The organism is Shewanella woodyi ATCC 51908 (genome assembly GCF_000019525.1).
GTDB lineage: Bacteria > Pseudomonadota > Gammaproteobacteria > Enterobacterales > Shewanellaceae > Shewanella > Shewanella woodyi.
Genome location: NC_010506.1, coordinates 4,507,579 through 4,534,187 on the forward strand (window position 1 = coordinate 4,507,579; position 26,609 = coordinate 4,534,187).

General features: G+C 45.6%; 19 protein-coding genes, 1 tRNA gene and 3 rRNA genes. 15 read left to right on the top strand and 8 right to left on the bottom strand.

Translation table 11 applies throughout. The features are described 5' to 3' along the window. Positions 1 to 60 precede the first annotated feature (60 nt). The 14 genes from leuS (at position 61) to lipA (ending at position 14,333) form a co-directional block, all read left to right on the top strand. A complete protein-coding gene (gene leuS, locus SWOO_RS19060; protein WP_012326294.1) occupies positions 61 to 2,640 on the top strand; it encodes a leucine--tRNA ligase in 2,580 nt (859 codons plus the stop codon). 95 nt (positions 2,641 to 2,735) lie between these two features. After that, a complete protein-coding gene (locus tag SWOO_RS19065) occupies positions 2,736 to 3,230 on the top strand; it encodes an LPS-assembly lipoprotein LptE (protein WP_012326295.1) in 495 nt (164 codons plus the stop codon). Between the two features lie 60 nt (positions 3,231 to 3,290). Beyond that, positions 3,291 to 4,331 carry a DNA polymerase III subunit delta gene (gene holA / locus SWOO_RS19070; protein WP_012326296.1) on the top strand — a complete coding sequence of 347 codons (1,041 nt, stop codon included), beginning with the start codon at positions 3,291 to 3,293 and terminating at the stop codon, positions 4,329 to 4,331. Between the two features lie 6 nt (positions 4,332 to 4,337). Beyond that, entirely contained in the window at positions 4,338 to 4,967 is a 630-nt protein-coding gene (nadD, locus tag SWOO_RS19075) for a nicotinate-nucleotide adenylyltransferase (RefSeq protein ID WP_012326297.1), read from the top strand. A gap of 122 nt (positions 4,968 to 5,089) precedes the next feature. Then, a complete protein-coding gene (gene rsfS / locus SWOO_RS19080; protein WP_012326298.1) occupies positions 5,090 to 5,419 on the top strand; it encodes a ribosome silencing factor in 330 nt (109 codons plus the stop codon). Further along, a complete protein-coding gene (rlmH, locus tag SWOO_RS19085) occupies positions 5,419 to 5,889 on the top strand; it encodes a 23S rRNA (pseudouridine(1915)-N(3))-methyltransferase RlmH (RefSeq protein WP_012326299.1) in 471 nt (156 codons plus the stop codon). The genes rsfS and rlmH overlap by 1 nt, the downstream gene beginning before the upstream one ends. 95 nt (positions 5,890 to 5,984) lie before the next feature. Then, positions 5,985 to 7,841 carry a penicillin-binding protein 2 gene (mrdA, locus tag SWOO_RS19090; protein ID WP_195742815.1) on the top strand — a complete coding sequence of 619 codons (1,857 nt, stop codon included), beginning with the start codon at positions 5,985 to 5,987 and terminating at the stop codon, positions 7,839 to 7,841. Continuing rightward, positions 7,838 to 8,944 carry a rod shape-determining protein RodA gene (gene rodA, locus SWOO_RS19095; protein WP_012326301.1) on the top strand — a complete coding sequence of 369 codons (1,107 nt, stop codon included), beginning with the start codon at positions 7,838 to 7,840 and terminating at the stop codon, positions 8,942 to 8,944. Before mrdA ends, rodA begins: the two co-directional genes overlap by 4 nt. A 179-nt stretch (positions 8,945 to 9,123) precedes the next feature. Then, positions 9,124 to 10,101 carry a lytic murein transglycosylase B gene (mltB, locus tag SWOO_RS19100; protein ID WP_195742988.1) on the top strand — a complete coding sequence of 326 codons (978 nt, stop codon included), beginning with the start codon at positions 9,124 to 9,126 and terminating at the stop codon, positions 10,099 to 10,101. Next, positions 10,091 to 10,885, top strand: coding sequence for a septal ring lytic transglycosylase RlpA family protein (locus SWOO_RS19105; RefSeq protein ID WP_012326303.1), 795 nt, complete (start codon positions 10,091 to 10,093; stop codon positions 10,883 to 10,885). The genes mltB and SWOO_RS19105 overlap by 11 nt, the downstream gene beginning before the upstream one ends. 123 nt (positions 10,886 to 11,008) lie before the next feature. Further along, positions 11,009 to 12,181 carry a serine hydrolase gene (locus tag SWOO_RS19110; protein ID WP_012326304.1) on the top strand — a complete coding sequence of 391 codons (1,173 nt, stop codon included), beginning with the start codon at positions 11,009 to 11,011 and terminating at the stop codon, positions 12,179 to 12,181. Between the two features lie 125 nt (positions 12,182 to 12,306). Next, entirely contained in the window at positions 12,307 to 12,573 is a 267-nt protein-coding gene (gene ybeD, locus SWOO_RS19115; protein ID WP_012326305.1) for a DUF493 family protein YbeD, read from the top strand. A gap of 142 nt (positions 12,574 to 12,715) precedes the next feature. Then, positions 12,716 to 13,375 (top strand): lipoyl(octanoyl) transferase LipB, encoded by a 660-nt coding sequence (lipB, locus tag SWOO_RS19120; RefSeq protein WP_012326306.1) that lies wholly within the window; start codon positions 12,716 to 12,718, stop codon positions 13,373 to 13,375. Then, positions 13,368 to 14,333, top strand: coding sequence for a lipoyl synthase (lipA, locus tag SWOO_RS19125; protein ID WP_012326307.1), 966 nt, complete (start codon positions 13,368 to 13,370; stop codon positions 14,331 to 14,333). The genes lipB and lipA overlap by 8 nt, the downstream gene beginning before the upstream one ends. 65 nt (positions 14,334 to 14,398) lie before the next feature. Here the strand turns inward: lipA and rimI are convergent, their stop codons facing one another. From rimI to pssA, 7 genes are all read right to left on the bottom strand, one after another. Beyond that, positions 14,399 to 14,890, bottom strand: a complete 492-nt coding sequence (gene rimI, locus SWOO_RS19130) for a ribosomal protein S18-alanine N-acetyltransferase (RefSeq protein ID WP_407636063.1) — start codon at positions 14,888 to 14,890, stop codon at positions 14,399 to 14,401. After that, complete coding sequence (locus SWOO_RS25605) at positions 14,851 to 15,195, bottom strand: hypothetical protein (protein ID WP_049774380.1); 345 nt, start codon at positions 15,193 to 15,195, stop codon at positions 14,851 to 14,853. Before SWOO_RS25605 ends, rimI begins: the two co-directional genes overlap by 40 nt. Before the next feature lie 198 nt (positions 15,196 to 15,393). Beyond that, positions 15,394 to 15,470 (bottom strand) — tRNA-Trp (locus SWOO_RS19135). A 1,466-nt stretch (positions 15,471 to 16,936) separates the two neighbouring features. Beyond that, positions 16,937 to 17,052, bottom strand: a 5S ribosomal RNA gene (gene rrf / locus SWOO_RS19140). Positions 17,053 to 17,167: 115 nt separating this feature from the next. Next, positions 17,168 to 20,062 (bottom strand): 23S ribosomal RNA (locus tag SWOO_RS19145). A gap of 311 nt (positions 20,063 to 20,373) precedes the next feature. Beyond that, a 16S ribosomal RNA gene (locus SWOO_RS19150) occupies positions 20,374 to 21,916 on the bottom strand. Together the 16S, 23S and 5S rRNA genes form the textbook arrangement of a ribosomal RNA operon. 577 nt (positions 21,917 to 22,493) lie before the next feature. Then, the gene (gene pssA, locus SWOO_RS19155; RefSeq protein WP_012326310.1) at positions 22,494 to 23,276 is read right to left on the bottom strand and encodes a CDP-diacylglycerol--serine O-phosphatidyltransferase; all 783 of its coding nucleotides are present in this window, start codon (positions 23,274 to 23,276) and stop codon (positions 22,494 to 22,496) included. A 197-nt stretch (positions 23,277 to 23,473) separates the two neighbouring features. On the opposite strand from pssA, the gene SWOO_RS19160 reads away from it, so the two are divergent. After that, complete coding sequence (locus SWOO_RS19160; RefSeq protein ID WP_012326311.1) at positions 23,474 to 23,920, top strand: DUF4124 domain-containing protein; 447 nt, start codon at positions 23,474 to 23,476, stop codon at positions 23,918 to 23,920. Between the two features lie 90 nt (positions 23,921 to 24,010). On the opposite strand, the gene clpB is transcribed toward SWOO_RS19160, so the two are convergent. Continuing rightward, positions 24,011 to 26,584 carry an ATP-dependent chaperone ClpB gene (gene clpB / locus SWOO_RS19165; protein WP_012326312.1) on the bottom strand — a complete coding sequence of 858 codons (2,574 nt, stop codon included), beginning with the start codon at positions 26,582 to 26,584 and terminating at the stop codon, positions 24,011 to 24,013. Between the last annotated feature and the right edge of the window lie 25 nt (positions 26,585 to 26,609).

Sequence of the window (26,609 nt, forward strand, 5' to 3'; positions counted from 1 at the left end):
TCTAACTCGCGCGGAAAGTGCGCAAGATCAAATAATGGGCGGCATGGCCGGGAAATATTGATGCAAGAGCAATATCAACCTTCAGAAATTGAAGCTAAGGTGCAGCAGCACTGGCAAGACACGAAAACATTTGAAGTCACCGAAGATGAGAATAAGGAGAAGTTTTACTGCCTCTCTATGTTCCCATACCCGTCGGGCCGTCTACACATGGGTCATGTTCGTAACTACACCATAGGTGACGTTGTTGCCCGTTACCAGCGTTTGCAGGGAAAAAATGTCCTTCAGCCTATCGGTTGGGACTCTTTCGGCCTGCCAGCTGAGAATGCTGCGATTAAAAACAGCAGTGCACCGGCACCTTGGACTTATGAAAATATCGATTACATGAAAAACCAGCTAAAAATGCTGGGCTTTGGTTATGACTGGAGCCGTGAAATCGCAACTTGTACGCCAGAGTACTATCGTTGGGAACAGTGGTTCTTCACTAAGCTTTATGAGAAAGGTTTAGTTTATAAGAAAACCGCCTCTGTAAACTGGTGCCCGAACGATGAAACGGTACTTGCCAACGAACAGGTACAAGATGGCTGTTGCTGGCGTTGTGATACTGAAGTGGTCCAGAAAGAGATCCCTCAGTGGTTCATTAAAATCACCGACTACGCCGATGAGCTTCTCAGTGATATCGACCAGCTCGATGAGTGGCCAGAGCAAGTTAAGACCATGCAGCGCAACTGGATTGGCCGCAGTGAAGGCATTGAGATGACTTTCCAAGTTGCCGATAGCGATGAGTCTTTCGATATCTACACTACCCGTCCTGATACTGTAATGGGTGTGACCTATGTTGCGATAGCAGCAGGTCATCCTTTGGCAGAAAAAGCTGCGGCTAACAGCCCTGAGCTAGCTGCATTTATCGAAGAGTGCAAAAACGCCGATACCACCGAAGCTGCGATGGCAGCAATGGAGAAAAAAGGTGTCGCAACGGGTCTGTATGCCATCCACCCACTAACGGGTAAGCAAGTACCTATCTGGGCTGCAAACTTCGTGTTGATGAACTATGGCACAGGCGCTGTGATGTCAGTACCAGCTCATGATCAACGTGATTATGAGTTTGCGATTAAATATGGTTTAGCCATCGAGGGCGTCATTAAGCCTGAAGATGCTGAGCTAGACATCAGTGAGGAAGCTTACACAGAAAAAGGCGTACTATTTAACTCAGCTGAGTTTGATGGTCTGGACTTCCAAGCAGCCTTCGATGCTATCGATGCCAAGCTTACTGCTGAAGGTAAAGGTAAACGTCAGGTCAACTTCCGTCTTCGTGACTGGGGTGTCTCACGTCAACGTTACTGGGGGGCACCAATCCCTATGGTGACACTTGCCGATGGCACTGTAGTGCCTACGCCTGAAGATCAATTGCCAGTTATCTTGCCTGAAGATGTGGTGATGGATGGGATCCAAAGCCCGATCAAGGCCGACAAAGAGTGGGCAAAAACCCAGATCAATGGTGAAGACGCGCTAAGAGAAACTGATACCTTCGATACCTTTATGGAATCTTCATGGTACTACGCACGCTACTGTAGCCCGCACGCTGATGAGATGCTAGATCCAGCTAAAGCGAACTACTGGTTACCTGTTGATCAATACATAGGTGGTATCGAGCATGCTTGTATGCACTTACTTTACTTCCGCTTCTTCCACAAGTTATTGCGTGATATAGGCTTAGTTAACTCAGATGAGCCAGCCAAACGTCTACTGACTCAAGGTATGGTATTGGCAGATGCTTATTACTACACCAATGAGAAAGGTGCACGTGTATGGGTCTCGCCAGCTGATGTCACAGTGCAGGAAACTGACGATAAAGGCCGTACAGTTAAAGCAGTCGACAGTCATGGTAATGAGCTTGTCTATACCGGTATGAGTAAGATGTCTAAGTCTAAGAACAACGGCATCGATCCTCAAGAGATGGTCGACAAGTACGGCGCTGATACTGTTCGTCTGTTTATGATGTTTGCAGCACCACCAGAGTTAACACTTGAGTGGCAAGAGTCGAGCGTAGAGGGAGCACACCGCTTTATTAAACGTTTGTGGAAAGTCGCCCACGATCATGTAGCGAAAGGGACAACCGTATCATTAGACGTTAAATCTCTCGATGCTAAGCAGAAAGAGCTTCGCCGTGAGCTGCATAAGACTATCGCTAAAGTCGGTGATGATATTGAGCGTCGTCAGATGTTCAACACAGCTATCGCTTCAGTCATGGAGCTGATGAACCGTCTGCAAAAAGCACCTACTGAAACAGAGCAAGATAGAGCTCTGATGCAAGAAGCACTGTCAGCGGTTGTTCGCTTACTCTACCCTATCATTCCTCACACTAGCTTTAGTCTGTGGAAAGAACTTGGGAACGAAGAGAACATCGAAGATGTTCGTTGGCCTGAAGCCGATGAGTCAGCATTAGTTGAAGATAGCAAGCTGATCATCGTTCAAGTAAACGGTAAGCTTCGCGCTAAGATCACAGTGCCAGCTGATGCAACAAAAGAAGCTGTTGAAGCGCAAGGTTTTGCCGAGGAAGGTGTTATTAAGCACACCGAAGGTAAGACGGTACGCAAAGTGATCTATGTACCTGGTAAGCTACTTAATATCGTAGCGAACTAGTAAAACCTTGAAAGTAGATGCCAAGCCGATGCAATAAACTGCTAGGCTTGGCATTAATCAATGTGATATCAGCCAAAGGGATACCTGTCTCGCTTATGCTTATTAAACGCATATGTTTCGCCATCATGACACTGGCTATTTTGTTCAGTGCTGGTTGCGGCTTTAAACTTCAGGGAAGCTACTCCATCCCAGAACAGTTAAGAACTCTACACTTGAGCAGTCAAGATCAATACAGTGAGCTGACTCGTTTGGTGCGTGAGCGATTACGCCTACACAGCATTACACTCGCTGAGGATAGTGATAACGTTCCTACGCTACAGATATTGCATGACTCACTCGATAGATCGACTCTCTCACTATACCCAACGGGCAATGTGGCTGAGTATGAACTGACCTATCATGTCACCTTTGCAGTTGCATTCCCCGATAAAGAGTCTCAGCGATTCGATGTTGATATTCATCGTGATTATCTTGATGATCCCCGTACTGCTTTAGCAAAAAGCCGTGAGATGGAGATGCTACTCAAAGAGATGCGTATACAAGCCGCAGATCAGATGATTCAAACACTTGCTTCCATTGAGGTTAAGTAATGTTTAGGCATCACACCTCTTAATTGGCCGCTCTAGCCATCACTTTTTAAAGGTAATTTGATGCGGGTTTACCCAGATCAACTTTCACGTCAGCTCAAACCTTTACAACAATGCTATCTAGTCTTTGGCGATGACCCATGGCTATGTGAAACCAGTCGAGAGCTGATCTTTACCCAAGCAAAGAAAGAGGGGTTCGAAGAGAAGATACAGTTGACTCAAGAAGCGGGATTTAACTGGAATGATCTCGTCGATCAATGGCAGGCAATGAGCCTGTTTGCAAGTCGCCGGATCATAGAGCTCATCTTGCCACAAGCAAAGCCTGGCAGTGAAGGTGGTGCTATCTTCCAAACTCTCATGCAGATGCCAAACCCTGATGTGCTATTAATCATCTCAGGTCCTAAATTGGCTGCGGAGCAAACCAAGAGCAAGTGGTTTAAAACATTGGATGCCAAAGGCGTATATGTGCCCTGTGCCACGCCTGAAGGAAACCAGTTTCAACGCTGGCTCGATGAGCGAATAAATCATTTCAAGCTCACACTAACCCGTGATGCTAAAGAGATGCTTTTTGGTCTGTATGAAGGCAACCTACTGGCTGCTGATCAGTCACTGCAATTACTTCAGCTTTTAAGTCCCAACGAGCGAATCGATAGCAACCAGCTCAGCGCCTATTTTGAAGACCAATCTCGCTTTAGTGTTTTTCAGCTCACCGATGCCATGCTTAATAATCAGCAAGACAAAGCTCTGCATATTCTCTCCCAACTAAAAGCCGAAGGGGTGGCGATGCCGATCATCCTTTGGGGGGTATTTAAGGAGCTTGCTACTCTGCTGCAGCTCAGAACAGCACTGGATAACAATGAATCACTGCAATCTTTGTGGGGTAAATTAAGGATTTGGGATAAACGTAAGTCTCTATATCAAGCAGCCCTTAACAGACTCAGCCTAGCCCATATTGAGACCTTACTAGCAGGTGCATCAGCAATTGAGCTTAAGCTTAAGCAACAAGGCATTGAAGATTGGACAGGCATGAGCCACCTGAGTCTGCTTTTTGATCCCAAAGCACATGTACAACTTGCTCATATCCAGTTAAACGAAGAGAGATAATAGCTTATGCGTATCGGCATCCTAGGTGGCACATTCGATCCGATACACTTTGGTCATATTCGACCAGCACAGGAAGTGAAACAGACACTGAATTTAGACAAAGTCTGGTTGATGCCCAACCACATTCCTCCCCATAAAACCTCAACCTCAGTTAGCACAGAGCAGCGCTTGGAGATGACACAGTTAGTTTGCGATGAGTATTCAGAGTTTGAGCTCTGCGCTATTGAAGCGAAAAGAGAAGCCCCCTCCTATTTAGTGACCACCCTCAAGCAGATAACCAACAGCCATCCCAATGATGAGTTCTTTTTCATTATGGGAATGGACTCACTGTTATCTCTGGACACTTGGTTTGAGTGGCAATCTTTATTTGGCTTGTGCCATATCGTTGTTTGCCAACGTCCAGGCTGGAGCTTGTCTCCTGATAGCAGTATTTTTAGTCAATACCAGAGCAGAGTACGTTCACCAAACAAAATCACAGGGAAACAATCTGGGCTCATCATCCCTATTCCTGTCACGCCGCAGGCCATCTCGTCGACCCATATTCGCGAGCAACTCTCCGAAGGCATCACGCCAACTAATGCCCTTCCAGACAAGATCATCCAATATATTGAAGATAAAAACCTGTACCGAACATAGGGTTAATCGCTCACGTCGCCGCTTTAATCATCAAATTACATTTCTATACCAGCAATCACTTATGAGAATTGCCATAACCTGTTATACTACTGCGCTGTCAAAAAATTATTAAGGAATAACGCGTGGAAAGCGCCGAGTTAAAGCTGTTTGTAACCGACAAAGTCGAAGATTTAAAAGCAAAAGATATCGTAGTTTTAGATATTTCAGAACGTTCTAACCTAGCTGATTTTATGGTTGTTTGTTCAGGTACTTCAAAAACTCACGTAAAAGCGATCGCTGAAAACCTAGTGGTAGAAGCTAAGCGTGCTAACCTTCACATTAATGGTGTTGAAGGCCGTGAAAGCAGCGAGTGGGTACTCGTTGATCTTGGTGATGTGATCCTTCATGTTATGCAAGATAAGACTCGTGACTTCTACGAGCTTGAAAAGCTATGGACTGAAAAACCAGCTTAATGAAGATACAGCTAGTCGCAGTGGGCACACGTATGCCAGATTGGGTCACCACAGGTTTTAAGGAATATCAACGTCGATTTCCCAGAGACATGGCACTCGAACTGGTTGAGATCCCAGCTGGCAAAAGAGGAAAGAATGCTGATATAGCTCGAATTCTACATAAAGAAGGCGAGCAGATGTTAGCAGCAATCCCGAAAGGAAATCACATTGTCAGCTTAGATCTTCCGGGTAAAACATGGACAACCCCACAACTAGCGACTCAACTGAGCCGTTGGCAGTTGGATGGACGAGACGTCAGTTTACTCATTGGTGGTCCTGAAGGTCTAGCTCCCTCCTGTAAGCAAGCAGCAAGCCAGAGTTGGTGTTTATCCGCTTTGACCTTACCTCATCCATTAGTAAGGGTCGTTGTTGCAGAAAGTCTCTATCGAGCATGGAGCGTAAATACTAATCACCCTTACCACAGAGAGTAGTAAGGGGATTAAGTTAAGACCAGTCTCTGAATAGACACTGGCTGTATCTCGATACTTATACCAATGACATAAAATCTAGGCTGGAGAAAGTGTAAGTGGCGCCAAAAAAGCGGATAACGATGCATGACCATGCAGCAGAAGCCTCACTTTTCAAACGAAGAGCTCTATTTACTTTTGTATGCGTCGTCATTCTATTAGGGATATTGCTAAGCAACTTATACCACCTACAGATCGTCTCATACACCGATTATGAAACTCGCTCTAATGACAACCGTATTAGGGTCGTCCCTGTCCCGCCCAGTCGCGGCTTAATTTATGACAGGCACGGTAAACTGCTTGCCGAAAATCAGCCTTTCTTTGCGTTAGAGTTGATCCCAGAAAAAGTTAAAAATATTCAGGAAACATTGACTAGACTGAGTCAGATTATCCCTCTGAGCGCCGAAGAGCAGGAGAAATTTACTGAGTCACTCAAGTACCACAGACGCTTTAAACCGTTAATCCTAAAGACCTCACTCACCGAGGAGCAGGTCGCTCAGTTTAGTGTTAATCAACATGAGTTCCCAGGGATCTCAGTCGTTGCAGGCTTAAAACGTCACTATCCTCACCAAGGCTTATTAACTCATGCACTTGGGTATGTCGGACGGATTAACGACAGAGATAAACTAAGACTTCAACAAGCAGGTGAATGGAAAGATTACGCTGGTACCAAATACATTGGTAAACAGGGTATAGAGAAGTTCTATGAAACCTTACTTCACGGCAAGCCAGGTCACCTCGAAGAGGAGGTGAATAACCGTGGCAGGACTATTCGTACCCTAAAATCGGTACCGCCCGATCCGGGTCAAGATATCTACCTCACATTAGATCTTGAGTTACAGAAAAAAGCTTTTGAACTACTCGATGGACGTCGTGGCTCTGTTGTCGCTATCGATCCCCGTGACGGTGGGATCTTAGCCATGCTTTCGAGTCCAACCTACGACCCGAACCAATTTGTACACGGCATAAGCAGCAAAGCCTATGGTGAGTTACTCAATTCACGTTCGCGCCCTCTCATTAACCGTGCAACCCAAGGGCAATACGCGCCTGCATCAACCATTAAGCCACACCTTGCCCTATTGGGGTTAGATGAGAACACCATAACGGCTAAAACTCGGATCTGGGATCCTGGCTTCTGGCAGATCCCTGGTGTTGAACGAAAATACAGAGACTGGAAGCGCTGGGGACACGGTTGGGTGGACGTCAACACAGCTTTAATCGGCTCCTGTGATACCTATTTTTACGATCTGGCCTATAAAACAGGGGTCGATAAGATAGCCAGCTTTATGCAGCCATTTGGTTTTGGGGAGCGCACAGGTGTCGATATTTTCGAAGAGTCTGCTGGCATCATGCCCTCTAAAGATTGGAAACGTATGCGCTACAACCAACCTTGGTATATCGGCGATACTATCTCAGTCGGGATAGGACAAGGCTACTGGACAACCACCCCGCTCCAGTTGGCAAATGCGGCGGCAATTATGGCAAACAAGGGCAAACGATTCGTTCCGCACATGCTTAAGTCCATCAAGGATAACACCTCAAAAATTGACTCTCCGGTCGATGAGAAAGCGCCTATTGTGCTCAACGACCAGAAAAATTGGGATATTATCAATGAATCTATGATGAATACAGCCCATAAATCACGCTTTAAAGATGCGGGTTACACTGCTGCGATGAAAACCGGTACCGCCCAAGTATTCAGTGTCGCAGAAGATGAAAAGTATGATGCTGAGACCGTTGATGAATTTTTGAAAGATAACGCACTGATTATCGCTTATGCTCCCTATGAAAACCCAACAATTGTGTTAGCCGTTGTACTTGAAAATGCGGGTTGGGGCGGAGCAAATGCAGGCCCCGTGGCCAGAGCACTACTTGATGAATATATGTTACGGGACAGTCTGGAGTTTAACCAATGAGTCCGCAAAACCACCGGCCTAATATCTGGCAGCGAATGCATATCGATCTCCCTCTGCTGCTAGGAATTTTAGCGCTTATGAGCTTTGGGCTCTTTGTTATCTACTCTGCTGGCGGTGAAGATCTGGCTTTAATGGAGCGCCAACTGTTCCGCATGGGGTTATCTCTATTTATCATGTTTGTGGTGGCCCAGATAAATCCAGAGGTTCTTAGACGCTGGGCATTTCCCATCTACATCGCAGGGATTATACTGCTGCTAGGTGTGCACTTCTTTGGTGAGATCAACAAGGGCGCACAGCGCTGGCTAAACTTAGGCTTTATGGAGTTTCAACCATCAGAGCTGATAAAGTTAGCCTTCCCCATCACCATGGCTTGGTATATCAGTAAGTTTCCGCTACCGCCAAAGAAACGCTACCTCGCAGGTGCAGGTGTTATCTTACTTGTTCCAACACTCTTGATAGCAAAACAACCGGACTTAGGTACATCGATTTTGGTTGCTGCATCGGGGATCTTCGTGCTTTTCCTCTCTGGAATGAGTTGGCGGATCGTTGGCGGCTTTATCGGCAGTATCTTGGCCATGCTACCTGTACTCTGGTTTTTCCTAATGCATGACTATCAGCGTACCCGCGTTCTAACCTTACTCGATCCCGAGAAAGATCCACTCGGTGCTGGTTACCATATTATTCAATCGAAAATAGCCATCGGCTCCGGCGGTATGCTAGGCAAAGGTTGGCTCGATGGCACTCAGTCTCAACTAGAGTTCCTACCAGAGCGACATACCGACTTTATCTTTGCAGTCATAGGCGAAGAGTTCGGCCTTATAGGCAGCTTTCTGTTACTTGCCATCTACCTGTATGTCATTGGTCGCGGCTTAGTTATCGCCTCTCAGGCTCAAACCAGCTTTGCCCGCTTATTGGCTGGCAGTATTACCTTAACCTTCTTCGTCTATATTTTTGTCAACATAGGCATGGTATCGGGCCTGCTTCCTGTTGTCGGTGTTCCATTACCATTAATTAGTTATGGTGGAACATCCATGCTAACGTTGATGACTGGATTTGGTATCTTGATGAGTATCCACACTCATAGACGCTTTATCGATAGATAAGCTTCATGCCCATGAAGTGTAAAGCTTCATGGGCAATTAAGATAAGTCGGTTAGTATCGAACTTAACCTTTTGAGTCTCTTCTGGAGCGGTTTTACAGGCCGTCTACCGACTCAGTTAATTACATTTTATAGGGACCTGATAAGTGAAAATAATACCGACGCTTTTAGCAACACTCCTTATGGGCACGCTATGTGCTACAGCGCCAGTTTCTGCTCAGTCTGACGAGACGATTGAACAAGCAGCAGATCTATTAAAATCTGAATTTCATGATACCCAACGAGCTTCAGGCTTTAGCGATGCCGAGATAAACAGCTTTCTCTCTTCCGGTCAGTTTAACCAAAGCGTAATAGATGCCATGACCAAACCTTGGGAAGCTAAACCATGGCATCAGTATTACCCTATTTTCCTCACTGAAAAACGTCTTCAGGCTGGCTTAAAATTTTGGAAAGAACATGAAGCGACCGTTGAGCGAGCAGCTAAAGAGTTTGGTGTCGATCCACAAATCATCATCGCCATTATAGGTATTGAGACCTTTTATGGCGGTTATATGGGTAACTATCCAGTTGTCGATGCCCTCTATACACTAGGTTTCTACTATCCACCACGCGCTACCTTCTTCAGAAAAGAGCTGGGGAATCTACAGAGCCTAGCCAAAGAGGAGGGGTTAAATATACAAGAGCTTAAAGGCTCTTACGCTGGCGCCATGGGCTATGGCCAATTTATTCCCTCAAGTTACCGCCACTACGCCGTTGATTTTGATAATGACGGTCAGCGGGATCTGCTGAATAATCCAGTCGATGCCATCGGCAGTGTGGCAAACTATTTTCATCAGCATGGTTGGGTAGCCAAAGCACCTGTTGCCATTCCTTTAGCCGAAACAGATGGACTCCCAAAGCCGTTAAAAGTCTGGGCTGGTGAGCGCTTACATTATCAAGTCTTGGATATTCTATCTCCGTCCCTAGCCCTAGCAGAATCGATTGATCTCGATGTTTCTCAACCTGCGCTAATCATAGAGTTAGAGCAGGAAGCTAAGAGTGAGTATTGGCTCGGTCTCAAGAATTTTTACGTGATCACCCGTTATAATCGCAGCCCGCTTTATGCTATGGCCGTTTACCAATTCAGCCAGCAATTAAAGAAGGCTCACGATGCACAATAAACTCTCTAAAGCCATAACAATAGCCTCGCTCGTATTGCTCGTATCGGCTTGTTCAAGCTCAAATAACAGTCGCTATCAGATGGTCAATGACAAGGCCCCGACAAGCGCCCCCGATGTGACTAAGGTTGAAGACGCACACCCAAAATATGAGGCTTATAGTCGCGGTGGAAATAAGAAAAACTACACTGTATTAGGCAAGTCCTATCAGGTGATGGACACAGGAAAAGGTTATCGTAACAGTGGTACGGCATCTTGGTATGGAAGCAAGTTTCATGGCCATCTAACCTCAAATGGCGAGACCTATGATATGTACTCCATGTCAGCGGCCCATAAGACTCTACCACTGCCTAGCTATGTGAAGGTCACCAATCAGGCCAATAATAAACAAGTCATTGTTCGTGTTAATGACAGAGGCCCTTTTCATGAAGATAGGATAATCGATCTCTCCTACGCTGCCGCTCACAGATTAGACATGCTAAAGACTGGCACAGCAAAAGTGGATATTGAGGTTATCTACATTGAAAATCCCGAATCAATTGCACTCGCTGAGCTTAAGGAGACCAAACTGCATTATATTCAGATTTTGGCATCTTCAGACAAAACCAAGGTCGACAAGCTCGCAAAGCAACTGGAAGATAAATATCAAGTTAAAACCCGATTGCAGCAGAGTAATAATCTCTATAAATTACAGCTAGGCCCTATTGGTCGCCAACAGTTGGCAACTCAGCTTAATCTGGAATTAAAGTCCGATGGTTATCCCCAAAGCTATTTGATCTCTGAGTAGATTTGGAAAACAGCTAATAGTAAAAGATTAATGAACCTTCACTGAATAAGCTTGTCGACTAATGATATACTCTCGCAAGCTTACGATTCTGAATATAACCAAATAAGACGTGCCTTAATTGATATGAATTTTTTAAATCGACCATTAAAATCACTTATTCTTGCAACTAGCCTTGCATCCTCTTTTGTTTTCGCCGCTCCCGTTGTGACGCCAAATGCACCAACCGTGGCAGCGAAAGCCTTTGTCTTAATGGATTACAATACAGGACAGGTTATTGCAGAAGAGAACGCCTACGAAAGTTTAAATCCAGCCAGCTTGACTAAGATGATGACCAGTTATGTTATTGGTCATGAGATCAAAGTCGGCAATATCTCTCCCAATGATCAGGTGACCATCAGTAAAAAAGCATGGTCAAAGAACTTTCCAGACTCTTCTAAGATGTTTATTGAAGTCGGTAAGCAGGTCACTGTAGACGATCTTAACCACGGTATTATTATCCAGTCGGGTAACGATGCCTGTGTCGCCATGGCCGAGCATATTGCCGGCACCGAAGATGGCTTTGTTGATCTGATGAACTCATGGGCCAAGCAACTTGGAATGCAGGACAGTTACTTTGAGAACTCTCACGGACTGGATTCTGAAAACCACAAAACAACTGCTTATGATATGGCCATTTTAGGGGCTGCACTTATCCGCGACGTACCAGAAGAGTATGTTCTGTATAAGAAGAAATCGTTCACATACAACGGTATCAAGCAATATAACCGTAATGGATTGCTCTGGGATAAGAGTATGCATGTAGACGGTATTAAGACAGGTCATACTTCTGGTGCAGGCTACAACTTAGTGACCTCAGCAACCAAAGATGGCATGCGCTTAGTTGCTGTTGTGATGGGCACGAAGAGCGAAGCTGCTCGTAAAGCTGAAAGCAAAAAGATCTTAAATTATGGCTTCCGTTTCTTTGAAACCATCACGCCATACAAGGCTGGTGACAGTTTCGTTACTCAGAAAATCTGGTACGGCGACAAAGAATCTGTTGATTTAGGGGTTACCACAGATACACCTATCACAATCAATCGTGGCCAAGCTAAAAACCTAAAAGCCAACTTTGAGCTCACAAAAGAGCTTACTGCACCACTGGCAAAAGGAGAGACTGTCGGCCGTATCTACTTCCAACTAAACGGTAAAGATATCGCTCAATTCCCGCTTGTTACTTTGCAAGAGGTAAACGAAGGCAGTTGGTTCAGTAAGTTAATGGACTACTTCACCCAGATGTTCACAGGTTGGTTTAGCTAAACTTTACCTTATGTACAAAAAGCCACCTTAAGGTGGCTTTTTGCATTTTGCTCAATACACCTTGAATTAGGTATAATAGACACCATATAGGGTCAATTGGTCCCTTTGAAATAGTGAGATTGACGATGTTAGATACAAAATTTGATGAACTAATGGAGTTCCCCTGCTCTTTTCCATACAAGGTTGTTGGTGATGCAAGCGAGACACTGGCTGACAGAGTTGTTGCCGTTGTGCAAAAGCATGTACCAGGTGATTACGTACCAAGCAGTAAGGTTTCAAGCAAGGGCACTTATAACTCCATTACAATCAGAGTGACAGTGCAAAGCAAAGAGCAGGTCGAGTCTCTCTATATTGATCTTGCAGCTATCGAAGGCGTAAAGCGCGTTCTATAAGTTTATTTCTCTCCGATAACAGGTTTTAACCGCACAAGCTAACTTAATCAGTTATCTAAGCGTCATGTAAGTGTGATCTAGCTTACAATTATCAGTTAGAGGAGTATAATGCCGCCATTATTGTTTAGGGGAGAGGTTGCCCTTGTCAGAGAGCACGTTGCACGTAAGGTATCTTGGTCAACAAGATTACGAGTCTGTATGGCACGCGATGCAGGAATACACAGATAATCGAGATAGTTCCAGTCCAGATCAACTCTGGATAGTTGAACATCCTCCTGTGTTTACCCAAGGTCAGGCAGGGAAAAGTGAACATATCTTAAACCCCGGTGATATTCCTGTCATTCAGGTAGACCGAGGAGGTCAAGTCACGTATCACGGACCTGGCCAGCTTGTGGCTTACCCTCTTATCAATATTAAGCGGCTTAAAATCGGTGTTCGCCAACTGGTCACCGATATCGAAAATAGCATAGTGCAGATGCTTGAAAACTATCAAGTCAAAGCCTATGCAAAAGCTGATGCACCTGGCGTTTATGTCGATGAACGCAAAGTCGCATCATTAGGACTAAGGATCCGTAAGGGCTGCTCCTTTCATGGTTTAGCGCTTAATGTCGATATGGATATGAGCCCATTCCAGCGAATTAACCCATGTGGTTATGCTGGTTTAGAAATGGTGCAATGCAAACAATTAGGCGGACCTCAAACTGTCGAAGAGGCAGGCGAGCAGCTCGTTAAAACATTTAGCCACAACTTAGGCTATCAGAATCTAGTTCATCATCAAGGATTGTCACAGTCATATGAGTAGGCCAGAAAGATTACAACCAGGTGTCAAACTTAGAGATGCAGATAAAGTATCGCGCATCCCAGTTAAAGTCGTGCCCTCCGAACGCGAAACCATGTTACGAAAGCCTGACTGGTTAAGGGTAAAACTCCCCTCTTCAAGCCAACGTATTGATGAGATTAAGCAGGCTTTAAGAAGCAATGGCCTACATTCAGTGTGTGAAGAGGCATCATGCCCTAACCTAGCAGAATGTTTTAACCATGGCACAGCGACCTTCATGATCTTAGGTGCTATCTGTACCCGTCGCTGCCCCTTCTGCGATGTTGCCCATGGGCGACCATTAAAACCTGATGCGCAGGAGCCTAAAAAGCTAGCGCAAACAATCAAAGATATGAAGCTAAAGTATGTCGTGATCACCTCTGTCGATCGTGACGACCTTCGTGATGGTGGTGCCCAGCACTTTGCCGATTGTATTCGTGAGATCCGCTTATTAAATCCTGAAATAAAGATTGAGACCTTAGTTCCGGATTTCCGTGGTCGCATCGATGCCGCACTCGACATCTTAGCCACAGAGCCACCTGATGTCTTTAACCACAATTTAGAAACAGCGCCAATGCACTATCGTAAGGCCCGTCCTGGTGCAAATTACCAATGGTCACTGGATCTGCTTAAGAAGTTTAAAGAGCGTCACCCCGATGTACCTACTAAGTCAGGTCTGATGATGGGATTAGGTGAAACCAACGAAGAGATAGCACAGGTATTAAAAGATCTGCGCGCTCATAACGTTGAGATGCTCACTCTAGGCCAGTACCTTCAGCCTTCTAAGTTCCACCTGCCTGTTGAGCGTTATGTGCCGCCAGCAGAGTTTGATGAATTACGAGTGTTTGCAGAGGAGATTGGTTTTACCCATGCAGCATGCGGCCCTATGGTTCGCTCAAGCTACCATGCAGATCTTCAGGCTCAAGGTAAAGAAGTGAAATAACCACTTTATTTCAAATAGATTAAATGGCGTCGCTAATTTAATTAGCTGACGCCATTTTTTTACCTCTAAAAAGCTAGCTTCATCAAAATCGCATCTTCGTTGCCATCAGCTGTTTTATAATAACCTTTACGATGCCCAGTCTCCTTAAAGCCCTCTCTTTTATACAAACTTATTGCAGCAAGCCCAGACTTCCTCACTTCCAAAAAAAGTGTCTCAGCACCTTTCTCATTGGCGGATTCAATAACACTCTCTAGTAGCAGGCGTCCAAAGCCTCTCCCTTGAGATTTAGGGCTAATACAGATATCCATTAACGTCGCATCTTCAAAAACCTGATGCACTATAGCGAAGCCTTGAAGTTCATCTGCTAGGTAAATACCAAAAGATTGATACAAGTGGCCAAAGCAAGACTCGATTGTTGACAGGCTCATAGGGTGTGAGTGCGCTTGAGAGGCGATATATGCCATTTCAGGAGCGTTATCGATATTCAGAGTAACAATGTGAGGCTCAGTACTAAAACTCACTGACTCTTCTCCTGATGAGCCAAAATCATATTCCATAAATCCCGCTTACTCTCCGCCGTTTTCTCCAGCTCGCTTAAAGGCGCAGAAGTTAACACTGCATTCGATTTAGGTAGCTTCACTCTTCGCATATCCCAAACAACATTCGCTCCCTTAGCAAAAGAACTCGAAAACGTGCAGTGAGTAAAAGGGCAATCGATAAGAGATAATACCGTTGTGATAATAGGATGCTTCTCTAGCTCTGGAGATAGGCTATCCAGCAAAATAGTATACGAGTCTACCGCCCCTCCTCCTTGGCTCCACCTCGAAATTCCCATTGCGTCTAAGTATGCAGATTTTTCCACGGGGCTATCACTTAAAATAAAGAGTTCAATAGCCGCTAGGATACCAGTTTATCTAACACTAATACTAATTGCAGATTAGAGAGGTAACATTAAACTCATCTAACAAAGCGAAGCTAGAAGTCTAAGCGATATAAGCGAAAAGAAAGAGCGAATTTCAGATGCGAAAAAGCCGAGCTATTGCTCGGCTTTTTCTGTATTTGGCAGGGGTAGCAAGACTCGAACTCGCAACCATCGGTTTTGGAGACCGCTGTTCTACCAATTGGAACTATACCCCTGTTGACGAGACGCATTATGCTTAAACTCCCCTAAAAGGTAAAGTACTTTTTATCAAAAAACCGCTTAACTGCAGCATTTTCAATCAAGAAGTTCAGTTGTGATATAAAAACATACGACTTGGTTAAAAACTATCAGCGCTAGCTTAAAGCCATCAATAAAAGGTGGGCTTTGATATCACGACAGTTCCATAATCAATGGAATACTCGCGCTTCCACCTTAACGTGACTCAACCCCCATCATAAGAAAGCCTAACTCTAGGCTTTATACCGATTGGTATAAAAAGTGATTTCTTACCCATACCAAAGGTGCCTTCCAATGGTCCAACTGCGAACAAGTTCTCCGCGTTCAATAGGCGCAAAGCTACGCTTCGCCAACAACGCCTATATCACCCTACGACCCACATGGATGTGGGAAGTGTCGATTATGCACGACTGTATGGATATAAGAGGTAGAGTAACGCAGGAGCAGTTACCGAGGAGCATATAATCGCCCTCGGTTCGCGAAGCGAACAGATGGGGTGAGATTATGGCGCTATAAATACGAAGTATTTGGGCTTAATTGAACGCGGAGAATCTATGATTCGTAGCGGGAGAGCCTGCTTAGCAGTGGGCGACCGCCATGAATGGCGGAAGTGTCGATTATGCAGGATGCAATTATCGACCGACATCGGGAGTAAGCATTGCACGTACGTGCTTAAGTGGAACAGCCACCTGATATCAGCACTGGTAAATTCGAGACGTAAAGTTAATAATTTTACAAAGCCCCAAACGCAAATCCTCTCCTATGCCATCCATGGCAATCAAGGATAAATACTTCCTGTACAAAAAAGCCATCTACTCTTCTCATATACAGCGGGCTAGCTTCTTCACTTAAATAGGCGCCTGTCATGGTCAGCTTCGCGCTAACCCACATGGATGTGGGGAATGTTGAAAATTCATGGAGCTATTTTTAGCCATAAACACATCACTAGCGCGATATTCGCCCTACTCTCGACGTTCGCGAAGCGAACACATGGGGGCGGAGAAGTAGTGCCTTGAATGCGCAGCATTTAGCTACTTTGTAGCGAGAAGCGACGTAGTCGCTGAACTGGAGGCAAGGCACACGGATGTTCCGAATGTCAGAAACACATCGATGCAGTTCCTGACCAAGCTCAGCGGTGGGCGACCGCCATGGATGGCGGAAGTGTCGAAGTAGCTATTTTGTCATCTGCAACAAAGGCGCCTTTCAATGTCCAGCTACGCTAAAGCTTCGCGCTGAACCACATGGATGTGGTGAATGCAGAAAATGTCTGGAGCAGTTTTCTGCCATAAACACATCGCTAGCGCGATATTCGCCCTACTCCACATGGGTATTGAACCTCACTAAGTTCGGACTCTTCATTTCCCCATGTTCGAGTGGTCATCCTTCCAGGCTAAAAACGAAAAAAGCCCATTGCGTTAGCAATGGGCTTTATCGTTTATTAGGCGCCTGGAAATGACCTACTCTCACATGGGGAGACCCCACACTACCATCGGCGCGATTGCGTTTCACTTCTGAGTTCGAGATGGGATCAGGTGGGACCACAATGCTATTGTTTCCAGACTAATTGGGTAAATTTAGAAAGCTTAAATAATTGTCTCAAACTTAAATCAAGTTCGTATTCTTTTGTGCTTATGAAGTAATCACACTAGCTACTCATAAAACCCATCTGGGTTGTATGGTTAAGCCTCACGAGTCATTAGTATCAGTTAGCTCAACGCCTCACAACGCTTACACACCTGACCTATCAACGTCCTAGTCTCGAACGGCTCTTTAGAGGAATTTAATTCCTAGGGATGACTCATCTTAGGACTCGCTTCCCGCTTAGATGCTTTCAGCGGTTATCGATTCCGAACGTAGCTACCGGGCAATGCTATTGGCATAACAACCCGAACACCAGCGGTTCGTCCACTCCGGTCCTCTCGTACTAGGAGCAGCTTCCTTCAATCATCCAACGCCCACGGCAGATAGGGACCGAACTGTCTCACGACGTTCTGAACCCAGCTCGCGTACCACTTTAAATGGCGAACAGCCATACCCTTGGGACCGACTTCAGCCCCAGGATGTGATGAGCCGACATCGAGGTGCCAAACACCGCCGTCGATATGAACTCTTGGGCGGTATCAGCCTGTTATCCCCGGCGTACCTTTTATCCGTTGAGCGATGGCCCTTCCATTCAGAACCACCGGATCACTATGACCTACTTTCGTACCTGCTCGACGTGTATGTCTCGCAGTTAAGCTGGCTTATGCCATTGCACTAACCGTACGATGTCCGACCGTACTTAGCCAACCTTCGTGCTCCTCCGTTACTCTTTGGGAGGAGACCGCCCCAGTCAAACTACCCACCAGGCACTGTCCTCAACCCCGATTCAGGGGCCAGAGTTAGAACATCAAAGCTACAAGGGTGGTATTTCAAGGTCGACTCCACAAGAACTAGCGTTCCTGCTTCAAAGTCTCCCACCTATCCTACACATGTAGGTTCAATGTTCAGTGCCAAGCTATAGTAAAGGTGCACGGGGTCTTTCCGTCTAGCCGCGGGTATACGGCATCTTCACCGCAATTTCAACTTCACTGAGTCTCGGCTGGAGACAGCGTGGCCATCATTACGCCATTCGTGCAGGTCGGAACTTACCCGACAAGGAATTTCGCTACCTTAGGACCGTTATAGTTACGGCCGCCGTTTACCGGGGCTTCGATCATGAGCTTCTCCGAAGATAACCCAATCAATTAACCTTCCGGCACCGGGCAGGCGTCATACCGTATACTTCCTCTTGCGAGTTTGCACAGTACTGTGTTTTTGATAAACAGTTGCAGCCACCTGGTATCTGCGACTCCCAACAGCTTAGAGAGCAAGTCTCATCACCGTCGGGAGCGTACCTTCTCCCGAAGTTACGGTACCATTTTGCCTAGTTCCTTCAGCCGAGTTCTCTCAAGCGCCTTGGTATTCTCTACCCAACCACCTGTGTCGGTTTGGGGTACGATTCCTGCTAACCTGAAGCTTAGAAGATTTTCCTGGAAGCATGGCATCAACTACTTCAGTCCCTTAGGACCTCGTCATCAACTCTCAGCCTAATGTTCACCCGGATTTGCCTAAGTGAACAGCCTACAGCCTTAAACGCGGACAACCAACGCCGCGCTAGCCTAGCCTTCTCCGTCTCTCCATCGCAGTTAGCAGAAGTACGGGAATATTAACCCGTTTCCCATCGACTACGCCTTTCGGCCTCGCCTTAGGGGTCGACTCACCCTGCCCTGATTAACATTGGACAGGAACCCTTGGTCTTTCGGCGAGGGAGTTTTTCACTCCCTTTATCGTTACTCATGTCAGCATTCGCACTTCTGATACCTCCAGTGTGGGTTACCCCTTCACCTTCAACGGCTTACAGAACGCTCCTCTACCGCTTGCACCCAAAGGTGCAAACCCGTAGCTTCGGTGTATTGCTTAGCCCCGTTAAATCTTCCGCGCAGGCCGACTCGACTAGTGAGCTATTACGCTTTCTTTAAATGATGGCTGCTTCTAAGCCAACATCCTAGCTGTCTAAGCCTTCCCACATCGTTTCCCACTTAGCAATAACTTTGGGACCTTAGCTGACGGTCTGGGTTGTTTCCCTTTTCACGACGGACGTTAGCACCCGCCGTGTGTCTCCCGAGTAGTACTCATTGGTATTCGGAGTTTGCAAAGGGTTGGTAAGTCGGGATGACCCCCTAGCCTTAACAGTGCTCTACCCCCAATGGTATTCGCTCGAGGCGCTACCTAAATAGCTTTCGAGGAGAACCAGATATCTCCCGGTTTGATTGGCCTTTCACCCCCATCCACAAGTCATCCGCTCATTTTTCAACATAAGTCGGTTCGGTCCTCCAATTGATGTTACTCAATCTTCAACCTGCCCATGGATAGATCACCGGGTTTCGGGTCTACACCTTGCAACTAAACGCGCAGTTAACACTCGGTTTCCCTACGGCTCCGCTATTCGCTTAACCTCGCTACAAAATGTAAGTCGCTGACCCATTATACAAAAGGTACGCAGTCACGGTCTCAAGAACCGCTCCCACTGCTTGTACGTATACGGTTTCAGGTTCTATTTCACTCCCCTCACAGGGGTTCTTTTCGCCTTTCCCTCACGGTACTGGTTCACTATCGGTCAGTCAGGAGTATTTAGCCTTGGAGGATGGTCCCCCCATGTTCAGACAAGATGTCACGTGTCCCGTCCTACTCGTTTTCACGTAAAGTTAGTTTTCATGTACGGGGCTATCACCCTGTGCCGCTGAGCTTTCCAGCTCATTCCACTAACACCCTCTACGCTTAAGGGCTAATCCCCGTTCGCTCGCCGCTACTAGGGGAATCTCGGTTGATTTCTTTTCCTCCGGGTACTTAGATGTTTCAGTTCCCCGGGTTTGCCTCATTAACCTATGTATTCAGTTAATGATACTTACTTATGTAAGTGGGTTTCCCCATTCGGACATCGTTAGCTCAAATGCTTGTTACTAGCTCGCCAACGCTTTTCGCAAGTTACTACGTCCTTCATCGCCTCTGACTGCCAAGGCATCCACCGTATACGCTTAGTCACTTAACCATACAACCCAAATAAGTTTCACAAGGAAACAAACTCTACCAAGCGGGTAAGCTCAGTCGTTGTATCGCAACTAATGGTGTTTACTTTCGCCAAAAGAATACTCATGAACTCATTACCCTAAGGTAAATCCTTCGGCACTTGATTTAAGTGTTTGAGAACTCAATTATTTATTTCGCATTAATCGTTAAATTAATACTATCAGCTTTCCAAATTTTTAAAGAACAAGCATTACCGTTTAGGTATGCCACTCGCTCTAACAAGAACAAGTTATCTGTGTGAACACTCAGCAAACATCGAGTTAGTCGTATAGGTAAGGAGGTGATCCAGCCCCAGGTTCCCCTAGGGCTACCTTGTTACGACTTCACCCCAGTCATGAACCACACCGTGGTAAACGCCCTCCCGAAGGTTAAGCTATCTACTTCTGGTGCAGCCCACTCCCATGGTGTGACGGGCGGTGTGTACAAGGCCCGGGAACGTATTCACCGTGGCATTCTGATCCACGATTACTAGCGATTCCGACTTCATGGAGTCGAGTTGCAGACTCCAATCCGGACTACGACCGGCTTTCTGGGATTAGCTCCACCTCGCGGCTTCGCAACCCTCTGTACCGACCATTGTAGCACGTGTGTAGCCCTACTCGTAAGGGCCATGATGACTTGACGTCGTCCCCACCTTCCTCCGGTTTATCACCGGCAGTCTCCCTAAAGTTCCCGACATAACTCGCTGGCAAATAAGGATAAGGGTTGCGCTCGTTGCGGGACTTAACCCAACATTTCACAACACGAGCTGACGACAGCCATGCAGCACCTGTCTCACAGTTCCCGAAGGCACCAATCCATCTCTGGAAAGTTCTGTGGATGTCAAGAGTAGGTAAGGTTCTTCGCGTTGCATCGAATTAAACCACATGCTCCACCGCTTGTGCGGGCCCCCGTCAATTCATTTGAGTTTTAACCTTGCGGCCGTACTCCCCAGGCGGTCTACTTAATGCGTTAGCTTGGGAGCCCAGTAACTAAGTTACCAAACTCCGAGTAGACATCGTTTACGGCGTGGACTACCAGGGTATCTAATCCTGTTTGCTCCCCACGCTTTCGTACCTGAGCGTCAGTCTTTGTCCAGGGGGCCGCCTTCGCCACCGGTATTCCTTCAGATCTCTACGCATTTCACCGCTACACCTGAAATTCTACCCCCCTCTACAAGACTCTAGTTTGCCAGTTCCAAATGCAATTCCCAGGTTGAGCCCGGGGCTTTCACATCTGGCTTAACAAACCGCCTGCGTACGCTTTACGCCCAGTAATTCCGATTAACGCTTGCACCCCTCGTATTACCGCGGCTGCTGGCACGAAGTTAGCCGGTGCTTCTTCTGCGAGTAACGTCACAGCTAACGGTTATTAACCGTTAACCTTTCCTCCTCGCTGAAAGTGCTTTACAACCCGAAGGCCTTCTTCACACACGCGGCATGGCTGCATCAGGCTTTCGCCCATTGTGCAATATTCCCCACTGCTGCCTCCCGTAGGAGTCTGGGCCGTGTCTCAGTCCCAGTGTGGCTGATCATCCTCTCAGAACAGCTAGGGATCGTCGCCTAGGTGAGCCATTACCTCACCTACTAGCTAATCCCACCTAGACTCATCTAATCGCGAAAGGCCCGAAGGTCCCCTCCTTTCCCCCGTAGGGCGTATGCGGTATTAGCAGTCGTTTCCAACTGTTATCCCCCACGACTAGGCAGATATCTAGGCATTACTCACCCGTCCGCCGCTCGACAGCAAAGTAGCAAGCTACTTTCTGTTTCCGCTCGACTTGCATGTGTTAGGCCTGCCGCCAGCGTTCAATCTGAGCCATGATCAAACTCTTCAATTAAAGTTTTTTGTTCTCATCCGGTTAAGAATGAAGAACGGCTCAATGAATTATACTGTTTTATGAATCTTGCGATTCATAGTTTACATATTACTATGGTCACTCAGTGGTTCATTGAGAAAATTTTTGATTGCTTACATCCCGAAGGACAAGAAAGCAATTTCGAATAACTCAACACCTGTGAGTGTCCACACAGATTTCTTGTTTTGAATTGTTAAAGAACGTTCGCCGCTTTGGGCTAGGGATGCGTATTCTACGCTTTCCTTGCTCGACGTCAAGTGTTTATTTTAAGAAGTTTTAAACTTACTTAACTTGATGCCTTAACACGCTTTCATCTATCGCTTAGCGACGCTGTTTACCGTGTCAGTGGAGGCGCATTATAGGGAGGGAAAACATTTACGCAAGGGGTTTTCGCTAAAAAGAGTTCATTTGAGCAGTTTTAAAGCTTTACGAGCACAAAGTAGGCAAAAGTGGCTATTTACTCTTTTTTATCATTGAAAGTATTGGAGCTATGGCTAGCAATTAGCCAAGTAAAGCAATAAAGATAGAAAGGTCAGCTTAGCTGATTAAACGTTTTACTTTATACTGATGGTCCATTGTCTTTTTCATCACTTTTAGCAGTCACGCTAACGCTCCCTTTTAGTCTGCGTATACTATAGGTGGTTAAAATGGGTCCAGATAAAGCATAAAGGTAGAAGATAAGACAAAGAATAAAAGCGGGCTCAATAGAGATAAGCACAAACACACCAACCATTAGTAGTATTGTCAAAAAGTTAACCTTTCCTCGCCAGTTAACATCTTTAAATGAATAATATCGAAAGTTACTCACCATTAATAAACCTAACAAAGCAGTGATCAAAGCCACCAACCAGCTTATCTCATCTCCCTTTGTACCATTTTCACTACCAAGCCAAACGCTTCCAGCGATAACGGCAGCAGCGCCAGGGCTTGCTAGTCCTTGAAAATATTTTTTATCTTCAACACCAACTTGGGTATTGAATCTAGCCAACCTCAATGCTGCACCAGCACAAAAAATAAATGCAGCAAGCCAGCCTATTTTCCCTAACTCAAAAAGCCCCCAGTTATATGCGAGTAGAGCTGGCGCCACACCAAAAGAGACCATATCAGACATGCTGTCATACTCTGCACCGAAATCACTTTGAGTATTGGTCATTCTTGCGACCCTTCCATCAAGGCCATCCCATAACATGGCCACAAAAATGGCAATAGAAGCCTGTTCAAAGAAGCCATTCATTGAAGCTATAACAGCATAGAAGCCAGAAAATAGTCCTGCGGTGGTAAAGAGATTAGGTAAAAGGTAGATCCCTTTTTTTCTCACCACCTCTTTATTTAATTTTTGCATAAAATAAAACCACTAGTATCTTGTATGAAAAACTTACCATACATTAGTATAGATATTAGCAAGGGATCTCACTCCCTCTTTACAGGATTTGGAATTATTCTAAGCTAGCATCAAAAGTGTCACTTATATTTCGTTTGCATATCTATACTTATGGTTAACGGATTAATCTTATTACTTTTAATATAGGTTTACTGATAATGCTCATGTTCAAAAAACTCATTTTGCTCTCTTTATCATTAACACATACCTTTACTGTATCCGCGACAGTGATCCACAAATGGGTAGATAAAGATGGTGTCACTCATTACAGCCAACAACCACCTGAAAATACAGATTCTAGTAAACTCTACAGTGAAGATATAGAGCAGAAACCAATAGGCTTCATTCAGCCAAAAGTCAGAGAGAGTAATGCCGCAGTACAAACTGAAGATGAGAAAAATGCAGAGGCGATAAAGAAACAAAGCTCTGAGCAGGCAGCTGCTATTTGCGAAAATGCTAAGCAAAATTTAAACATTCTAACCTCACACTCTCGATTAAAGAACAAAGATGAAAAAACTGGAGAGATGGTTTCAATGAGAGAGGAGGATAGACAGGAGCAGATAAGCACTCAAAAAGAGCGTATAAAACTCTTTTGTAAAAAATAAGCCTTCCTCACTTAACAAAACAGGCTCCTAAGAGCCTGTTCTAATGTTCAGTGGACTAATGTTCAAAACATTAGTATTGAGAAGACTAACTTACTGCTTAAAGGAGAGTTCACCCTCTTCATTCTCAACGATAATCGGTTTACCCGGCACTAAACTACCGCTTAGTATCTTCTGAGCTAACGGGTTCTCCACCTCTTGCTGTAAAGCACGCTTTAACGGCCGCGCACCATAGACGGGGTCAAACCCAGCTCTAGCAATAAAGGAAAGCGCGTCATCACTGATATCTAGCTCGTAATCTTTTTCCGCTAGACGTCGCATCAAAGATTCAATTTGGATTGAAGCAATATGTTCAATATGCTTTTCGCCCAAAGGATGGAACACTACAGTCTCATCAACTCGGTTCAGAAACTCAGGTCTGAAACTATGAACAACAACATTCATCACCTCTGACTTCATCTCATCATAAGATAGGGTCGAAAAGCGCTCCTGAATGATATCTGAACCTAGATTCGAGGTCATGATCACAACAGTATTTCTAAAATCTACGGTTCTTCCTTGACCATCGGTTAAGCGACCATCATCAAGTACCTGCAACAAGATATTAAATACATCTGGGTGCGCCTTCTCAACTTCATCAAGTAAGATCACTGAGTAAGGTTTGCGTCTTACAGCCTCGGTTAGGTAGCCCCCCTCTTCATAGCCCACATATCCTGGAGGCGCCCCAAGCAGACGCGCAACAGAGTGTTTTTCCATAAACTCTGACATGTCGATACGCACTAATGCTGACTCAGTATCGAAGAGAAACTTAGCCAGTGACTTACATAGCTCAGTTTTCCCCACCCCTGTTGGACCTAAAAACAGAAACGAACCAATTGGACGATCGGGATCTGATAGACCAGCTCGACTACGTCTAATCGCATTCGAAACCGCATCCACAGCTTCATTCTGGCCTATCACTTGGGTATGCAGAGCATCCTCCATATGCAGAAGCTTTTCTCGCTCACCTTCAAGCATCTTAGAAACAGGAATACCAGTAGCACGAGATAGTACTTCAGCGATCTCCACATCCGTGACTTTATTTCTAAGTAAGGTCATCTCTTGCATCTCAGCTTGAGATGCTAAGTCCAGCTGTTTCTCTAGTTCAGGAATACGACCGTACTGCAGTTCAGACATACGAGTCAGATCACTAGCTCTGCGAGCAACATCGAGATCCAATCTTGCCTGCTCCAGATCCGACTTTATATGTTGGGTTCCAGCTAGTGCAGCCTTCTCTGTTCGCCACACCTCATTTAGCTCAGAGGCCTTCACTTCAACTTCTCTTAGCTCTTTTCGTATAGTCAGCAGGCGGCGAAGGCTAGCTTCATCAGCTTCTTTTGTCAGTGCTTGCTCCTCTAGCTTAAGCTGAATGGCACGGCGCTCCAATTTGTCCAGCGGCTCAGGTTTAGAGTCAATCTGGATTCGGATACTCGATGCAGCTTCATCGATAAGATCTATTGCTTTATCCGGTAGTTTCCTATCAGAAACATAACGATTTGACATGCTAGCGGCAGCAACAATCGCAGGATCAGTGATCTCAACATGATGATGAAGCTCATAACGCTCTTTTAGACCACGTAGAATAGCAACAGTATCCTCAACACTCGGCTCTTCAACCAAGACTTTTTGAAAGCGTCTTTCAAGTGCCGCATCTTTTTCAATATATTGACGATACTCATCTAAGGTCGTTGCACCCACACAGTGAAGGTCACCACGTGCTAATGCAGGTTTAAGCATATTGCCCGCATCCATAGCACCATCCCCTTTACCTGCGCCAACCATAGTATGCAGCTCATCGATAAAGAGGATCACTTGCCCCTCCTCTTGAGACAACTCATTGAGAACCGCCTTTAATCTTTCCTCAAATTCACCACGATATTTAGCCCCAGCAACTAACGAGCCCATGTCTAATGACAACACACGCTTGTTTTTTATCCCTTCGGGTACTTCACCATTAATGATCCGCTGAGCTAACCCCTCAACAATGGCGGTTTTACCCACACCTGGTTCACCAATCAATACAGGGTTGTTTTTACTTCTTCGCTGTAACACTTGAATTGTACGGCGGATCTCATCATCACGCCCAATAACAGGGTCAAGTTTCCCCTGCTCCGCACGCTCAGTCAGATCGACGGTAAACTTTTTAAGTGCTTGCCTTTGATCTTCCGCATTAGGATCGTCGATATTCTTTCCGGCGCGTACCTGTTTTATCGTTTCTTCCATCAACTCTTTCGTCGCGCCAGATTTTTTCAAGCTTTGAGCAAGCGTATCGTTTCCTTCAAGTGCTGCGAGTATAAATAACTCACTGGAGATATATTTATCTTTGCGTTTCTGAGAGAGTTTGTCACATAGGTTCAACAGACGGATCAGAGATTGTGATAGCTGAATATCTCCTCCGGTTCCCTCCACCTTTGGTAAACGCTCCAACTCTTGGCTAACCAAAGACCTCAACGAACTAACATTAATGCCAGCCTGAGTTAATAACGGGTGAATAGACCCATTATCTTGATTCAGTAAGGCCATCATAAGATGAATGGGTTCAATAAACTGATGATCACGACCTAGCGCGAGAGATTGCGCATCGGAAATTGCCGTTTGAAATTTATTGGTCATACGATCGAGTCGCATATAGCCTCCACAAACAAATGAAACA

What these genes read in the sequence shown, in the direction of transcription:
- leuS (WP_012326294.1), top strand. Translation starts at nt 61, where the DNA reads ATGCAAGAGCAATATCAACCTTCAGAAATTGAAGCTAAGGTGCAGCAG.
- SWOO_RS19065 (WP_012326295.1), top strand. Translation starts at nt 2,736, where the DNA reads ATGCTTATTAAACGCATATGTTTCGCCATCATGACACTGGCTATTTTG.
- holA (WP_012326296.1), top strand. Translation starts at nt 3,291, where the DNA reads ATGCGGGTTTACCCAGATCAACTTTCACGTCAGCTCAAACCTTTACAA.
- nadD (WP_012326297.1), top strand. Translation starts at nt 4,338, where the DNA reads ATGCGTATCGGCATCCTAGGTGGCACATTCGATCCGATACACTTTGGT.
- rlmH (WP_012326299.1), top strand. Translation starts at nt 5,419, where the DNA reads ATGAAGATACAGCTAGTCGCAGTGGGCACACGTATGCCAGATTGGGTC.
- rodA (WP_012326301.1), top strand. Translation starts at nt 7,838, where the DNA reads ATGAGTCCGCAAAACCACCGGCCTAATATCTGGCAGCGAATGCATATC.
- mltB (WP_195742988.1), top strand. Translation starts at nt 9,124, where the DNA reads ATGGGCACGCTATGTGCTACAGCGCCAGTTTCTGCTCAGTCTGACGAG.
- SWOO_RS19105 (WP_012326303.1), top strand. Translation starts at nt 10,091, where the DNA reads ATGCACAATAAACTCTCTAAAGCCATAACAATAGCCTCGCTCGTATTG.
- SWOO_RS19110 (WP_012326304.1), top strand. Translation starts at nt 11,009, where the DNA reads ATGAATTTTTTAAATCGACCATTAAAATCACTTATTCTTGCAACTAGC.
- ybeD (WP_012326305.1), top strand. Translation starts at nt 12,307, where the DNA reads ATGTTAGATACAAAATTTGATGAACTAATGGAGTTCCCCTGCTCTTTT.
- lipA (WP_012326307.1), top strand. Translation starts at nt 13,368, where the DNA reads ATGAGTAGGCCAGAAAGATTACAACCAGGTGTCAAACTTAGAGATGCA.
- rimI (WP_407636063.1), bottom strand. Translation starts at nt 14,890, where the DNA reads ATGGAATATGATTTTGGCTCATCAGGAGAAGAGTCAGTGAGTTTTAGT.
- pssA (WP_012326310.1), bottom strand. Translation starts at nt 23,276, where the DNA reads ATGCAAAAATTAAATAAAGAGGTGGTGAGAAAAAAAGGGATCTACCTT.
- SWOO_RS19160 (WP_012326311.1), top strand. Translation starts at nt 23,474, where the DNA reads ATGCTCATGTTCAAAAAACTCATTTTGCTCTCTTTATCATTAACACAT.
- clpB (WP_012326312.1), bottom strand. Translation starts at nt 26,584, where the DNA reads ATGCGACTCGATCGTATGACCAATAAATTTCAAACGGCAATTTCCGAT.